Source organism: Martinezella calliandrae (assembly GCF_030272695.1).
Taxonomy (GTDB): Bacteria; Pseudomonadota; Alphaproteobacteria; order Rhizobiales; family Rhizobiaceae; genus Rhizobium; species Rhizobium calliandrae.
Genome location: NZ_JARFYN010000031.1, coordinates 24,568 through 39,895 on the forward strand (window position 1 = coordinate 24,568; position 15,328 = coordinate 39,895).

14 protein-coding genes are annotated in these 15,328 nt (G+C 55.9%); 6 read left to right on the plus strand and 8 right to left on the minus strand.

What is annotated here, in order from left to right:
* Positions 1-50 precede the first annotated feature (50 nt).
* The 4 genes from ccoP to ccoN are packed head-to-tail and all read right to left on the minus strand — an operon-like array spanning position 51 to position 3,438.
* Complete coding sequence (gene ccoP, locus PY650_RS21830) at positions 51-914, minus strand: cytochrome-c oxidase, cbb3-type subunit III (protein ID WP_285881636.1); 864 nt, start codon at positions 912-914, stop codon at positions 51-53.
* Between the two features lie 5 nt (positions 915-919).
* Positions 920-1,069 (minus strand): cbb3-type cytochrome c oxidase subunit 3, encoded by a 150-nt coding sequence (locus PY650_RS21835; RefSeq protein ID WP_285881637.1) that lies wholly within the window; start codon positions 1,067-1,069, stop codon positions 920-922.
* A gap of 9 nt (positions 1,070-1,078) precedes the next feature.
* On the minus strand, positions 1,079-1,810 hold the full coding sequence (gene ccoO / locus PY650_RS21840) for a cytochrome-c oxidase, cbb3-type subunit II (RefSeq protein ID WP_285881638.1): 732 nt from the start codon (positions 1,808-1,810) through the stop codon (positions 1,079-1,081).
* Between the two features lie 11 nt (positions 1,811-1,821).
* Positions 1,822-3,438 carry a cytochrome-c oxidase, cbb3-type subunit I gene (gene ccoN / locus PY650_RS21845; protein ID WP_285881639.1) on the minus strand — a complete coding sequence of 539 codons (1,617 nt, stop codon included), beginning with the start codon at positions 3,436-3,438 and terminating at the stop codon, positions 1,822-1,824.
* A gap of 377 nt (positions 3,439-3,815) precedes the next feature.
* Between ccoN and PY650_RS21850 the strand changes: the two genes are divergently transcribed.
* From PY650_RS21850 to PY650_RS21875, 6 genes are all read left to right on the plus strand, one after another.
* Positions 3,816-4,259: a pseudoazurin gene (locus PY650_RS21850; protein ID WP_285881640.1), complete on the plus strand. Its 444-nt coding sequence runs from the start codon at positions 3,816-3,818 to the stop codon at positions 4,257-4,259.
* Positions 4,260-5,028: 769 nt separating this feature from the next.
* A complete protein-coding gene (locus PY650_RS21855; RefSeq protein ID WP_285881641.1) occupies positions 5,029-6,381 on the plus strand; it encodes an STM4012 family radical SAM protein in 1,353 nt (450 codons plus the stop codon).
* Positions 6,378-7,346 (plus strand): class I SAM-dependent methyltransferase, encoded by a 969-nt coding sequence (locus PY650_RS21860; RefSeq protein WP_285881642.1) that lies wholly within the window; start codon positions 6,378-6,380, stop codon positions 7,344-7,346. The genes PY650_RS21855 and PY650_RS21860 overlap by 4 nt, the downstream gene beginning before the upstream one ends.
* Positions 7,347-7,350: 4 nt before the next feature.
* A complete protein-coding gene (locus PY650_RS21865) occupies positions 7,351-8,589 on the plus strand; it encodes an MFS transporter (RefSeq protein ID WP_285881643.1) in 1,239 nt (412 codons plus the stop codon).
* 431 nt (positions 8,590-9,020) lie between these two features.
* On the plus strand, positions 9,021-9,713 hold the full coding sequence (locus tag PY650_RS21870; RefSeq protein ID WP_120708897.1) for a carbonic anhydrase: 693 nt from the start codon (positions 9,021-9,023) through the stop codon (positions 9,711-9,713).
* 4 nt (positions 9,714-9,717) lie between these two features.
* Complete coding sequence (locus PY650_RS21875) at positions 9,718-11,247, plus strand: SulP family inorganic anion transporter (RefSeq protein ID WP_285881645.1); 1,530 nt, start codon at positions 9,718-9,720, stop codon at positions 11,245-11,247.
* A 630-nt stretch (positions 11,248-11,877) separates the two neighbouring features.
* On the opposite strand, the gene PY650_RS21880 is transcribed toward PY650_RS21875, so the two are convergent.
* From PY650_RS21880 to PY650_RS21895, 4 genes are all read right to left on the minus strand, one after another.
* Positions 11,878-12,081 carry a hypothetical protein gene (locus PY650_RS21880; RefSeq protein WP_285881646.1) on the minus strand — a complete coding sequence of 68 codons (204 nt, stop codon included), beginning with the start codon at positions 12,079-12,081 and terminating at the stop codon, positions 11,878-11,880.
* Between the two features lie 154 nt (positions 12,082-12,235).
* On the minus strand, positions 12,236-13,651 hold the full coding sequence (locus PY650_RS21885) for an amino acid permease (protein ID WP_285881647.1): 1,416 nt from the start codon (positions 13,649-13,651) through the stop codon (positions 12,236-12,238).
* A 156-nt stretch (positions 13,652-13,807) separates the two neighbouring features.
* A complete protein-coding gene (locus PY650_RS21890) occupies positions 13,808-15,016 on the minus strand; it encodes a beta-ketoacyl-[acyl-carrier-protein] synthase family protein (RefSeq protein ID WP_285881648.1) in 1,209 nt (402 codons plus the stop codon).
* Positions 15,017-15,292 carry an acyl carrier protein gene (locus tag PY650_RS21895; RefSeq protein WP_120708893.1) on the minus strand — a complete coding sequence of 92 codons (276 nt, stop codon included), beginning with the start codon at positions 15,290-15,292 and terminating at the stop codon, positions 15,017-15,019.
* Between the last annotated feature and the right edge of the window lie 36 nt (positions 15,293-15,328).

The following is a 15,328-nucleotide window of genomic DNA, read 5'->3' on the forward strand; positions in this document are numbered from 1 at the left end:
CGTCGGACGCGAAGAGGATTGTATAATGCTGAGTTTTTCTTTGTTTCTTTCTATTTTCCGCCGCCCAACGAATGGACGAATACCGTCAGCTCCTTCACGATGGGGCCACCCAGGCGGGCCGACCACGCGGGCATGACGCCGTGTTTCGGCAGGCTCACTTGGTGAATGATCGCCTCCTCCCCCCGCCCCTTGAGCCAGATCGCGTCGGCGAGATTCGGTGCCCCGATCTCCTGATTGCCCCTGTCGTCTTCGCCATGGCAGACGGCGCAATTTTCGAGGAAAACCTGCTTGCCGGCTTCGGCCAAAGCCGGATCGAAAGCCGTGTTCGTCAATCCCCAAACGTAGGCAGCGACCTGGCGGATCTGCGTGCGTTCGAGTACATCACCGAAGGCCGGCATCTCGGATACATGCGTTTCGGGATCCGCCTCGAAGCGGATGCCGTGAGCGATGGTCTGTTGAATGGCGGAAAGATTGCCGCCCCATAGCCAGTCGTCGTCGTTCAGATTAGGGAATCCCGGGCCGCCTGTCGCACCGGAGCCATGGCATGGTGCGCAATTGACCTTGAACGCCGACGCGCCACCGGCGATCGCAAACGCGCGCAATTTAGGATCGGCATCGATTTCTTCGACGGATTTTGAGGCGATCAGAATATCGAATCGGGCCTGCTCACGCTTGGCTCTGTCCAGTTCCTGCTGCAGTTCGGCCCGGCTCGAAAAACCAAGGACCTTCTCGGTGGCATCACCGAACGAGGGTATGGGGAGATAGGCGATTGCGTAGCCAACAGCCCACAGGATCGTGGCGCAGAACGTCCACACCCACCATCGGGGCATCGGATTATTCAGCTCGCGAATGCCATCCCACTCATGACCGGTTGTCTCGACGCCGCTGATTTCGTCTATATGCTTCTCCGACATCTCGTTCATTCCCTCAAAGGTATGTCCGCGGCGTCAGCGGCGATCCGTTTGCTGCCTGGCCGGAAGGCGAAGACAATCGCTCCCGTGAAGAACAGCACCATTGCCAATAGCCCCCAGCTGTCGGCGAAGTGACACAATGCAGTATAGGTCTCCATGTGATCACCTCAGCGATAACCGGTTGCATCGTCGTATGTCGAAAAGTCCACCAGAGTGCCGAGCATCTGGAGGTAGGAGACCAGAGCATCCATCTCGGTCAGCCTCGAGGGATCGCCGTCGAAGTCACCCACCTTTGCTTTCGGGTAGCGCGCCAGCAGATCGGTCGTGTTGGCGTTTGGATCGGCCTGCGCACGCATGTCGGCCTCGGCGTTTGCCAGCATGGCGGCGGTATAGGGCACGCCGACGTCCTCGTTGGCCTTCAGGTCCATGCCGATGTCCTTGACCGTGACGTCTCTGTCCTTGAGGAAGGCATAGGTCGGCATGATCGATTCCGGGACGACCGCGCGCGGATTGGACAAATGCTGCACGTGCCATTCGTTCGAATAGCGGCCACCCACTCTGGCAAGGTCCGGTCCCGTGCGTTTCGAACCCCATTGGAACGGATGGTCGTACATTGATTCAGCCGCGAGCGAGTAGTGGCCGTAGCGTTCGACCTCGTCGCGGAAGGGGCGGATCATCTGGCTGTGGCACAGATAGCATCCTTCTCGAATGTAGATGTTGCGCCCGGCGAGTTCGAGCGGCGTATAGGGTCGCATGCCCTCCACCTTCTCGATCGTGTTCTGGAGATAGAAAAGAGGAGCTATCTCGACGATACCGCCAATGCTGACGACCAGGAGCGACCCGACGAGCAGCAGCGTGGCACTTTTCTCAAGAATCTGGTGTTTTGCGATTATAGACATCCGGTTTGATTTCACTCCGCAGGCTTGGCGATGAATGCGCCTGGGATCGCGGCTTCGTCACGCTGGTAACCACGGATTGTCATCGCAACATTGAAGGCCATGACCACGCCGCCGGCCAGATAAAGGCCGCCGCCAACCGCGCGCAGCAGGTAGTAAGGAAACATCGCCGCGACCGTTTCCGCGAACGAATAAACCAAGAAGCCCTGGCTGTTATATTCGCGCCACATCAGGCCCTGCTGGATGCCGGCGACCCAGAGAGCTGCCGCGTAGATGACGATGCCGAGAGTGGCGAGCCAGAAGTGCCAGTTGACCATGCGCAGGCTGTAAAGCCGCTCGCGGCCCCACAGCGTCGGCGTCAAGTGGTAGACGGCGCCGAACGTAATCATGCCGACCCATCCGAGGGCACCGGAATGAACATGGCCAATCGTCCACTCCGTGTAGTGGCTGAGGGAATTGACCGTCTTCACCGACATCATTGGCCCCTCGAATGTCGACATGCCATAGAAGGCGATGGCAACAATCATCATGCGGATGATAGGGTCGGTGCGGATCTTGTCCCAGGCGCCCGATAGCGTCATCAGTCCGTTGATCATGCCGCCCCAGGAGGGCATCCAGAGCATGATCGAGAAAACCATTCCGAGCGTCTGCGCCCAGTCGGGCAGGGCCGTATAGTGCAGATGGTGCGGACCGGCCCAGATGTACATGAAGATCAGGGCCCAGAAATGAATGATCGACAGCCGGTAGGAATAGATCGGCCGATTGGCCTGTTTCGGCACGAAGTAGTACATCATGCCAAGGAAACCCGCAGTCAGGAAAAAGCCGACGGCGTTGTGGCCGTACCACCACTGAGTGAGGGCATCTTGTACGCCTGAGAAGAGGGAATAACTCTTGGAGCCGAGGAACGAGACCGGCACCGCCAGGTTGTTGACGACATGCAGCATCGCAATCGTCACGATGAAGCTCAGATAGAACCAGTTCGCAACATAGATATGCGGCTCTTTGCGCTTCAGAATTGTTCCGAGGAACACCGCAAGATATGCGACCCAGACCAGGGTCAACCACACATCGACGTACCATTCCGGCTCCGCGTATTCGCGCGCCTGGGTGATTCCCAGTATGTAGCCGGTGGCGGCCATCACGATGAACAGCTGGTATCCCCAGAAAACGAACCAGGCTAGCTTGCCACCGAACAGGCGAGCGCGGCAGGTACGTTGGACCACGTAAAAGGACGTCATGATCAGCGCGTTGCCGCCAAATGCAAAGATGACGGCGGACGTGTGGACAGGACGAAGGCGACCAAAGTTGAAATACGGTGCGACGTTTAGAACCGGATAGGCAAGTTGGAGGGCGATGACGACGCCGACCAAGAAGCCAACGACACCCCAGAAGACGGTAGCGATCAATCCATACCGGATGACCTCGTCAAAATAGGCCCCCTTTTTGGCTTTGGCACTAACTGCCTCGGCGGAAAAATCAATCCGACGCACAAGCACGACAACACCAGCTAACAGACAGAAGAACAGTATACCCATCTGGGTTGCAAAAAGCTGGTCATGAGCGGCGCCGGCGCAGACCAGTGCCAAGAAAGCGCCGACCGCAACCAGCGCGGTTTCAGCGGTATAATTCATGTGATGGTTCCCAAAGCGCAGATGACCGCGCCAGAGGCAGCCATCTTTCTCGCCACTTTGGGGAACTATTCGCACGTGAGGCGCACTCAGTCCTTGATCTCTCTCAACGGAAACTACAATTTTTTCCGGTGCGCCGCTTGGTTGCATCCAATTGCGATTTTAATCGTCGACGATAGTGCGCGTCGAGACCGTTCCCATCAACACCCTATGCCGGAACGGGTGGCTTCTCCGCAACGCTTATCGAGCGTGGACAGTTACCGGCTGCGCATCGCCCTCGGAGAATCTGATCAGAGATTGTTCGACCTCAAGGAATATCCGCCGATCCGCGCCTAAACTACTCCCATAGCTAACCGGGCTATCGCAAAAGGAGACCAGAAATGTATTTTAAAATCGGTCCGATCGTTGCAACGGCGGCGCTGGCCGCATCGGCGATGCCCCTCATGGCGGCGGATCACCAAATCCGCATGCTCAACAAAGGCGCGGACGGCGCAATGGTCTTCGAACCAGGTTTCATGAAGATCGCCCCCGGCGACACGATCACCTTTATTCCGGTTGATAAAGGCCACAATGTCGAAACATTTAAGGGCTTGATCCCAAAAGGAGCACCCGAATTCAAATCCAAACCAAACGAAGAATATCGGACAAAACTCGACATACCCGGCGCCTATGTAGTGAAATGCACGCCGCACATGAGCCTGGGAATGGTGGCCCTCATTCAAGTGGGCGACAACCCCGACAATCTCGATGCCATTAAGACTGCGACGGTTCCAAACCTCGTACGCAAGCGCCTCGAAGCCGACCTCGCGCAGATTGCAGAATAATGCGGGTGGTCGGATAAACGAAATGGATGAGTAAGCTCAGGAAGGCGCAAAGTCACGAAGAAGGAGAATGACAGCGGCACGCGAGAAGCCATCCCATACCTCGCAACGATGATGCAGAAACAATAGCGGCCATTCTTGCTGCCTCGAACTGGATCGTGATGGCTCGGTCTGATCGGCGACCAAAAAAATCGCCTGACTTTACGCCGCCGCCGGCCGGCTCGCATCGGACGGAAGTCGCAGTTCTTGGCGCATGATAATTCAAACAGGAAAATATCCATGGATCAGCCGCCGCACGGCCCGATGCGTCAGCGATTTGCCACCTCCGTGCAGACGTGGCGCCGTACGACGCAGCAGTACTGAAGTTCGCCCGCGCTGCGCTGCCCGCCGGGAAGTGCGTCGGTCTTTCCATGGCAACCATGCAGGTAATGGGAGCCTATGCGATCAAAATCTTGGACAACGCGAGCTTAGCAAGCTTAGCAGGCTGATCAGCAAGAATGCGGCACGCGAGAGAAGATTTCGGCCCGCTCATTCACTTGAAAAAATGCGCAGTAAAATTGCCCCATCTCAAAGAATGTCGGCGGATCAGCCTTTAAGAGTGGTCTGGGAGCCAATCTGTCCGCCCCCAAACAGGAGATGAGAGATGAGTCGCAAAATCGGTTTGATCCCGGCGGTAGCAGCACTTCCTGTTTCGGCGACATCGCTCTTGGCCGCGCCATCTGAAGCATGGAAATGAGAAGGAAGCGGGCGAACGATAGCAGGAGAACGGGGCATGCAATCGCTTGCAAAAACCCTGCGGGAAGCCATCGGCAACGGGGAGTTCAAAGCGTATGTATACAGCTATCCCCCGAAGCGGACATATAACGAGCTTGAAAACATTGGACTGAGCAATGTGTGGGACTCAAACGACGTCGGACCGGTGTCTCTATATATTCATATACCGTTTTGTCGATACAGGTGCACGTATTGCACGCTATTCCTCACCACGCGGCACACGGAAAATCTCATTCGATGCTATGTCGAAAAAATCTGCGAGCAGATACGTCTTTATGCAACATTCGCCGGGCACAGGACTGTGACATCGGTATATTTCGGCGGCGGAACCCCGACCCTCCTGCCCATCGATCAGTTTGCCCAAATTTTTTCCTCCATTCGAGATGGATTTCCGAATATCGATCGTTCAGCCGAGCTGTGTGTGGAAGGCTCTCCAGACACTATGTCGGAGGAGCTGCTAGATTTTCTGAAGAACCAGGGGGTGAACCGGATCAGCATGGGAATCCAAACGATGGATTCCTCCGAACTGAAAGCAAGCGGTCGCCCATACCCGGTTTCGATGTCGATTTCTGCCATTGAAGCAATTCGGAAGCGTTTCGACAACTTTAATCTCGACTTGATCTACGGCCTTTCTGGTCAGACCCAGGAAAGCTGGAAACGCTCGCTGGAGCGGGTTTTGTCCTTCGGGCCGACGACCGTTTCGCTCTATCCGGTGGTCAGCCGGCCCCTTACCGCCCTGCAGAAGCAGCAACGATTGCAACCGCAAGAATATGCAGATGACCATGTTAAATATGCGATCTATGACAGCAATGTCGATTTTATGCAGAAAAATCGATATCGACAGGAATCCTTTACCCGGTTTACCTGCCTTCCCGGAGGCACCAGCGCCTACGGTCAGGAAACGTCCGACTTTCTCGGCGTTCCAATGATAGGCGTCGGAACAGGCGCGCGAAGTTATAACGGGAAATGCCACTACAGCTTCGACTACGCGGTCGACCTGAAGCAGGTCGGCAAAGCCATAGACGATTATCTAAATCTCGAAATCACCGAACAGAATTTGGTGAAGTATGGAATCATCTTGAACGAAGCCGAAGAACGTTTGAGATATTTTATGCTTAATCTTACGCTCAACCAGCTTTCTGAGGCAGATTATTCACGACTATTCCAGCGGAATCTCTATGCCGATTTTTCAGAGGCGATAGATGCTCTGGAAGCCGAAGGGTGCATCGATTTGCGGTCCCATGGCGCCATCCGGCTGACCAGGAAAGGTTACAAATACAGCAACCTGATAGCGCATCACCTCTTCTCGGACCATGTGAAGATCCGTGAAGAAAGGTACGTTCCGAAATGAGCAGTAGCGAACGGTTTTGGGAACAAGGCTATTCGGATCCTAACGTCTGGACCATGGGCGGGCCAAGCCTTGAAGTCTATGAGGTAGAACAGCAACTCCCAAGAAGCGCAACGGTCCTCGACATAGGGTGCGGCGAGGGCAGGAACGCTCTCTTTCTTGCGTTCAGGGGGCATAGCGTAACCGCACTGGAATTGTCATCAAGCGCGGTCAGAAAGCTTAGATCGATTGCAGACGAATTTTCGTTGAATATCGATGTGATCGAAGGGAGAATCGAGGATTTCGTCCCAGATAAAACTTATGACCTGGCTCTTGCGCACTCTTCCTTGCATTTCGTGACCAAGGATGTGTGGGTTCCGTTGGTCAATGAGTTGAGACAACGGACCAGCAAGGGCGGATTTCACAATTTTACATCGATTATTGGGACTCCCCGCTATCCCGTTCCGTACGAGTGCCGGCACGCGAATTCATTTGATCGGGGCGATCTCGAGTCATTGTATGCAGATTGGCAGGTACTACGGTCTGATTTTTATGCAAAGTGGGATTCCCATCCAGGGATTTCGACGCATGTTCATGCCGTGGAAAAATTTGTGGCTAGAAAGGCAAGGCCGGATGAGCCTTTGCCGTTCACCAAAGTCGACTTGTCGAACGGCGATGAGCTCTCCTTCGAGTTGTTCGATAGCATCCCACTCAGGATCAATATTGCGGACGTCAAACTGCCATGCATCCGGCCGAACACGGTCAATCGGATTGAAATATCCGGATTGAACATGAATTCGCCAACTCAGCTGACACGCAGCTATGCTGTTGAAGAGTGGTTCTTTGGCAGATACGCGCTTCAATTCACCCAAGGCGTGCTGACGGGTAAGTATGAGTACTTTACGCAGCCGATCTCATTGCGAGCTGTCCAGTCGATGTCGAACCGGCGTGGCGCAGGAGCACACCTCGGTTCGCGAAACGCTGGATGAATCCATGCGCATCCAAGAATTTCTTCGAGCGTGGGTCAGAGCAAGTGGAAAAGGCGGCTGCGCCAGCGCCAGCCAATCCAGCACAGTTGACGGCGTGGATAGTCGAATTCTCATACTCACTATCGCTGTGTTTATCACAGGATTGGCCGAGAACGTTTTCATCGGGATTCTGCCGGATGTAGCGCGCGGTCTCGGAGTAACCGAGTCCGAAGCAAGTGTCGTAATTTCAGTTTTCTCGGTCACCTACGCGATCTTCGCGCCGATTGCTGCACTGATCTCCCATCAGTTCGATGCAAAACCGACGCTCGTCATCGCCATCGCGATCTTTGCAAGTAGCAATGCGCCGGTGGTGATCGGCGGATCGGGGCTGCTCTTGATAAGCGCCTCGAGGATCGTCACTGCTACCGCGTGCGCGCAAATATCGATATGCGCCGTCGCTTGCGCAGTCCGGATCGTCTCGGAAAGATACCGGGCCCGTGCCATAGCCGCCGTGTACCTTGGAACAAGCAGCTCTCTTTTTTTGGGGGTTCCCCTGGGCGTCTGGATCACGCATCTGATTGGTTGGCGTGCCGTCGGCCTTGCGATGATCGGGCTATCTCTCGCCGCAATATCGCTTGTGCTCTTGCGGCTACCGAATATCGGGCCAAGGAGCAAGGGCTTGCTTTTTGGAAGGCTGTATCTGGCTCATTTCCGAGATCGCAGACAGATGATGGCGCAGTGCGTTTCCATTTTGTTCATTGCAGGTCATTTTACTCTTTTCAGTTATTTGACCTCTTATGCAGCCAGCAAGGGTTTCTCCGGGCCAGGTTGGGAGGCATTGCTTTATGCCGTTTTCGGGTCGTCAGGAGTGGCGGGCGGCATGCTCGCCGGCACCCTCTCCGATCTTGCAGGACGCCGGTTGGCGCTGGTCGCAAGCCCCGCGATTTATCTGGTCACAACGTTGCTATTGTGCGTGTCAGAAAGCAGCATCTTCTTTTTCGCGAGCCTGTCACTATGGGGGTGCGCGAGTTGGTCGATCTCGCCGATCGTCCAAAGCTATATTACGGATCTCGCGCGAAGCCCGAACGACATTGTCATCGGTGCGAATGTGACCGCAATGCACATCGGTGTTGCTGGTGGTGCCGCAGTCGGCAGCGGGCTTCTTGCAAATTATGACGTGTCGGTGCTGCCGATGGGCGCGGCCGGTCTGGCCGCCATGGCTCTGGCCACAGCAATCTTGTCTGTCAGAAACTCGCATTCTTGACACGGCGCGGGCCCATGGTTGCGTCGGCCTGTTCGTTTGCCGTTCTTACAAGCAGTCGTTGACCCATGCCCTCGCGAATTCGATATCTGCTCTCGGTCGAACAAATCGATGAAATCGTGGATGCTGCCGAACTCTGCGTCACGATTCCGCATCGCAACATCACATCGATTATGAACCTGTCCGCCACCTAAATCGGGTCTCGTTGGGAATTGCCGCCTTGCTTGCGCACACCGGATTTGGCCGGCAGCTGCGGGAGGCAGCTGCATCGCCATCCTGAGCACGTCACATCTTTGCGATTTGGAACGGCGCGATCGACGCCTTGGCATCATCTTTGCTTATCCCATTCCCATCTCGCACTTGCGAAATAATCAGATTTTCCAATCCGCCGAAGCAAGGTCGCGCCCTGCTTCCACCAACAATGAGGACTTGCTATGGGTGATCTATTAAAAGGTATCTCGAACTTCCGCGGTGCCGTCTTCCCGAACTATCAGGCACTTTACCAGAAGCTTGCGCAAGAGGGACAGCAGCCGCACGCCTTGATGATTTCGTGCGCCGACAGCCGGGTTCTGCCTGAAACAATTACGCAATCAGGACCAGGTGAGCTGTTCGTATGCCGTAATGCCGGAAATATCGTTCCACCGTTTTCCACCGCAAATGGTGGCGTTTCATCAGCAATCGAATATGCCGTCGTAGCACTCGCGGTTCGTGACATCATCGTCTGCGGCCATTCCGATTGCGGCGCGATGAAAGGACTTTGCCGTCCCGATTTGCTGAAATCCATGCCGAACGTGGCCGCATGGCTGAAGCACGGCTATGCTGCCCACTCGATCGTTTGCCAAGCCTATCCGGCCGATCTGCCCGAACGCCAAAAAATCCGCGCCATCGCTATGGAGAACGTAATTGTTCAGCTTGATCACCTTCGCACACATCCTTCCGTCGCAGCCAAACTAGCGACCAATGACGTAACGCTGCACGGTTGGTTCTTCGATATCGAAACAGGCGAGGTGGAGGTTTACGATGGGTCGGCTGCTCGCTTCACGAAGATACGCGAGGACGGGCCGTTACCCGCCGCAGTCACCGGCCGGAATCGTCCGCAAGTCGCAGCCGCGATTGCAGCGGAGTAGCGCGATGACCAATAGTAACTTCGTCTTTTCGCGCGACTTTGCTGCGTCGCTTGTCGTTTTTCTCGTTGCCATCCCGCTTTGCCTTGGCATCGCGGTTGCCTCGGGCGTGCCTGTTGCCATGGGCCTCATATCAGGCATCATCGGCGGCATTGTGGTCGGCTTGCTGGCGGGCTCGCCGCTACAAGTATCAGGGCCTGCTGCTGGTCTGGCGGTGGTTGTCTTCGGCTTTGTCGAACAACATGGAGTCGCGATGCTGGGGCCGGTCCTGATCGTCGCTGGGCTTCTGCAGGTCCTTGCCGCGTTCCTGAAGATCGGTTCATGGTTTCGGGCAATCTCGCCTGCTGTCGTTCACGGTATGCTCGCCGGTATCGGCATTCTGATTATCCTCGGACAAATCCACGTTCTGATGGGGGCCAAACCCGCTGCCGGCGGAATCGAGAACGTCGTGGCGATGGAGCGAACATTCGGACATCTTTGGGGACGCGGTTTGACGAGTGAAGCCGCAGACTTGCTTGTAGGGCTGATATCCCTGCTTGCGATGATCGGTTGGGAAAAATTCAGGCCAAAGCGGCTGAAGCTGGTGCCTGGTGCGCTGGTGGGCGTTGCGACCGGAACCATATTGACGGCCGCAATGCGGCTGCCGATTGCCAGGGTCGAGGTTCCCGCATCTCTGGCAAACAGCATTTCATTGCCGACGATGGAAAGTTTCGCAAATATGGCTCATCCGGGGATTGTCGTCACAACTTTGGTGATTGCAGTCATTGCCAGTGCGGAATCATTGCTGTCGTCTGCGGCTGTCGACCGAATGCATGACGGGGTCAGCACGCGCTTCAACAAGGAGCTTTTGGCGCAGGGCATTGGCAATGGGCTCTGCGGTCTGCTCGGTGGCCTGCCGATCACTGGCGTTATCGTGCGCTCATCGGCAAATATTCAAGCTGGGGCGCACACACGGGCATCGGCTGTCCTGCATGGCGTTTGGATTCTCGGTCTTGTGGTGTTTCTGCCGCAATTGCTTTCCATGGTGCCTCTGACGGCGCTGGCAGCGGTATTGCTCGTTACGGGTTGGCGGCTGATCAGCCTTCAGCACGTGCGCATTCTCTTCGATCATCACGGTTGGGTTCCGGTGGGCATTTGGATTGCGACCGTTGCCATGGTCGTACTTCAAGACTTGCTCGTTGGCGTGGCACTAGGTTTGACGCTTTCGATTCTTGAGGTCCTTCCTTATCTACGACGCAAGCTTGCTATCGATCGATTGGAAGAGGCTGAGACAGTTCATCTGACCCTTGCCGGCGTTGCGACTTGCAAGGATGTTCCGGCACTCCTCAATACTTTAGAAACGCTGCCAGCTGATTGCAAAGTCCGGATCGCCGGCGGCGATCTGCATTATGTTGACCACACCTGCGCAGAAACATTGCGCGATTGGCTAAAGCGGCAGAAAAAAGTGGGCCGCACGGTCGATATTCAGCATCCGCCCACCGGCCGTCATCCCCGGTTGGTTCCGATCTTTAAGCGATTGACGGCCGAGATTGCCTAAACGGCAGGGATGCATCGCAAGGACTGCTTAGCAGACGGATGGGCGAAAACATTTTCGGCCATCCGGACGTCATGTGGTGATCAACCGGCTCAGAGAGCCTGGCGATGTTTCCGTTGAGGTTTTTAGGATCTATCTGCGCTGGCCGACTGGAAAGCAGCGACTGTGTTGTATCTGGTTTCGCGCAATGCCGCGCTGCAGTGGTATTGCGTCGAAACGGGCTCATGGTCCATCCGAGACCCTTTGCAGAGCGATGGTTCTTGCGTTCTTCGGCAAATAGCGCCAGGGGTCGGCTCTGAGGCTTTGTTGCCGGCAAGCCATTCCATCCTTCCCACATGCCTCGACGAGGCGCCTCAGACTGCCCGTGTCGGATTTCTGACAATCCCGACAATGATCGCCATGACGAACCGTGGTGCTTCCTACAAACTCACTATGCGAACGAGGGAACGCTATTTCGGATCCAGCTGCCGGTCTCTTGAATTACACAGTCAACCAAGCTTTCGGATCGCCGACGAGACAGCAACGCAGATCGGCAGCTATTTGGTCATCGGGCCTATGCCCATCGAACCATCAGCATTGCCGATAACGTCTCGTCGCATCTCGGGTATATGCTCTGACACGTCCCAAACGAGGTCAGGCGGCAGACCACACTTTGACGGCAAGGCGCTTGAACTCGCGAACGCCAAACGCGCCGCGCTCACGAGCCTTTGACCTTAACGAGGCCAATCGTATCTGGATATCCACATCGGATGCTTCCCACATCTCGCGCCGTTCGAGAGTGGCATTATCGAGCCGCACCGGCACGTTATCGCAGCCTGCGGCTTGGTTGCTTTGCATGATTGCCGAAGGCCCGACCCTTGATCTGGATATGCTGCTTGCTGCCATCTGCGGTACGACGAATGGCGTCGTAGCCGACAGTGCGTGACGGCACGAGTTCAGCATCCTATAGCCGAGCCGTGCCAGCCGTTCCGCCAAGGCGTCAGTTTGTCATTTATGCACCGGCAGGCAATCGTGAGCGTCGTGCTTTGACTACCGCATAGGCGATTGCGAGTAAGACGAACCAAAGCGGCGTGACCTTCAAGGCGATGGCCGTATCGGGCTTCTGCGCCAACGCCCATAGGATGAAGATGAAGAAGCCGAAGACCATCGCGACAGCCGCACGTCCGCCGGGCATTTTGAAGGTGGACTTTTCGTGCAAGTCAGGCCGCTTGCGGCGATATTGCAGGTAAGATGCCAGAATGATCGACCAAATAAAGATGATAAGCACCGCCGAAACCGTGGTGACGATGGTGAAGGCCTCGATAATACTATCTCCGACATAAAGCAGTACGACGCCCGCCAGTAGGAAGATGCACGAGAAGAACAGCGCATTTACCGGCACTTTCCGCTGGTTCAACTTGCCGAACAGGCTCGGCGCCAGTCGGAAAGTCGCAAGCCCGTAGACCATGCGCGATGTCGAATAGATGCCTGAGTTGGCACTTGATGTCGCCGAGGTCAGTACGACGAAATTCACAACATGCGCGGCAATGCCAAGGCCAGCGAGCGAGAACATGGAAACGAACGGGCTCGAATTCGGATCGACTTGATTCCATGGGATGACTGTAAGGATGACGAATAGGGCACCGAGATAGAAGAGAGCGACGCGGACCGGAATCGAGTTGATCGCCTTTGGCAGGTTGCGGACGGAATCTTTGGTCTCCGCCGCGGTCATTCCAACGAGTTCGATACCTGCGAAAGCAAACACCGCAATCTGGAAACCGGCAACGAAGCCGTGGAACCCGTTCGGAAAGAAGCCGCCATGTTGCCAAAGATGCGAGACGGATGCCGTGCTTCCGTTGGGCAGCCTGAAGCCTGTGGAAAGCATATAGGCGCCAGTAATGATAAGCGACACGATCGCGAGGATCTTGATGAGTGCGAACCAGAATTCAATTTCGCCGAAATTGCGAACGGTAGGCAGGTTGAGGGCGAGAAGCGTGAATATCAAGCCAAGCGCCGGTATCCAAAGCGCCAGTTCGGGGAACCAAAACGCCACATAGCTGGAAACGGCAACAACATCGGCCACGCCGGTCACGATCCAGCTCAGCCAATAGGTCCAACCGGTGAAAAACTGAGCCCAGGGGCCGAGATAATCCCCGGCGAAATCTGCAAACGAGCGATATTCCAGGTTGGAAAGCAGGATTTCCCCGAGCGCACGCATGACGAAGAAAAGCATGAAGCCGATGACCGCATAGACGAGCAAGATCGAAGGACCGGCGAGCGAAATGGTCTTTCCTGATCCCATGAAAAGACCGGTGCCGACCGCGCCTCCGATAGCGATAAGCTGGAGGTGCCGGTTGGAAAGATGGCGTGCAAGATGAGCATCCTCTTTTCGATGCGAATCTGCAGCGTTCCGCGGTGCGATATTCATTGAGACCCTTTCGTCGTTGATGATCGACATACTCTGGGCGCCGGCGGCAACGTCACCCAGAGACAGCTGGCCTGAGCGCCCTGTCGGTAAGGTTACTGAGAGGCAGTGTGAGCAAGGCATTGCTGAAGCGACAGACGGTGAGACGTGTGTCTCCCGCTAAGCATGCTTGAATGCCAAAACTGCGTTCGTGCCGCCCATTGCGAAGGCGTTGCTTAGTGCTACGCGCACCTTTCGCTCGCGCGGCACATTGGGGGTAATGTCAAGATTGCAATCGGGGTCTGGTACACGATAATTTGCTGTCGGCGGCACCACGCCCTCCCGGAGAGCCATCACACAGGCGATCATTTCGAGCGCGCTCGACGCGCCAAGGTAATGCGCATGCATGGACTTGGTTGAAGAGACGGACAACGAGCGGGCATGATGACGGAAGACGCGATTGATCGCCGCAGTTTCTATCGGATCATTGGCCTTGGTGCCCGTGCCATGAGCATTTAGATAGTCCACATCCTCTGCATTCAGCCGTGCATCAGATAGGCAGGCGCGCATCGCGGCCATCGGCCCTTCGACACTAGGCGCAACGATGTCGAATGCATCGGCGGAAAGACCAGCGCCGGCGACCTCAGCAAGAATTTTGGCATCGCGCCGTGCAGCATGCTCGTAACTTTCCAGTACGGCCATGCCCGCGCCCTCACCCAATACCAAACCCTTTCGATCGGCCGAGAAGGGCCTGCATGTATCTGATGAAAGTACGCGCAGTGCTTCCCACGACTTCAGGACACCCCATATGAGTGGCGCATCGCTGCCGCCGGCGACCATCGCGTCGGCGCGGCCAAGTCTAATCTGATCCACAGCCGATGCGATGGCATGGTTGGCCGAGGCACAGGCGGACGCAATACCGAAGACCGGCCCTCGCAAACTGAGGTTCATGCTGACCTGTGCGGCAGCCGCACTCGGCATGACCTTCGGCGCAGTGAGAATGGCAGCCCGGCGAACGCCCTCTAAAAGGAGAGCACGGTAGTTTGTTTCAATCGCATCCCAGCCGCAAATGCCCACACCTACAGCTGCGCCGATACGATGAGTGTTTTCTTCGTCAACGGAGAGTTCGGCCTGCTTAGCGGCTTCGCGTGCGGCAATTACGGCAAGTAAGCTGAAGCGATCCATGGAGGCGGATTGCTTCGGGTCAATGCCATGCTCCGGCAGCACCTTGATCTCGGCCCCGATCGTGCCGTTCAACTCATGAAGTTCTGAATTGGTGATGGGGCTAATCGCGGAACGTCCTTCGCGCATAGCTTTCCAGATGGCGGCGACGTTGGTCCCGAGCCCGCACAGCCCACCAATTCCCGTGATAACGACGCGCCTATCCATTCAAACCTCCTTTGCGATCAGAGCGCGGACGGCTTCCACCAGATCGCCGACAGTTTGAAGATTTGCCCAGGCTTCGGTCGTATTGAGCTCGATGCCAATTCCATAGGTCTCCTCAAGATCCCATAGTAGTTCCGTCAGGTCCAACGAATCGAGACCCAGCGAGGCAAGTTCAGTTGCAGTCGTAATTTTGTTTTCAGTTGGAGAGGACTCAGTGCCGTTAGCTGCGGCTTTTTTCTTGATCATTACGATGACGTTGTCTGCGATTTGATCGGGCATCTTGTCTCCTATCGTTTTTGTTTCGACGCATGGGCG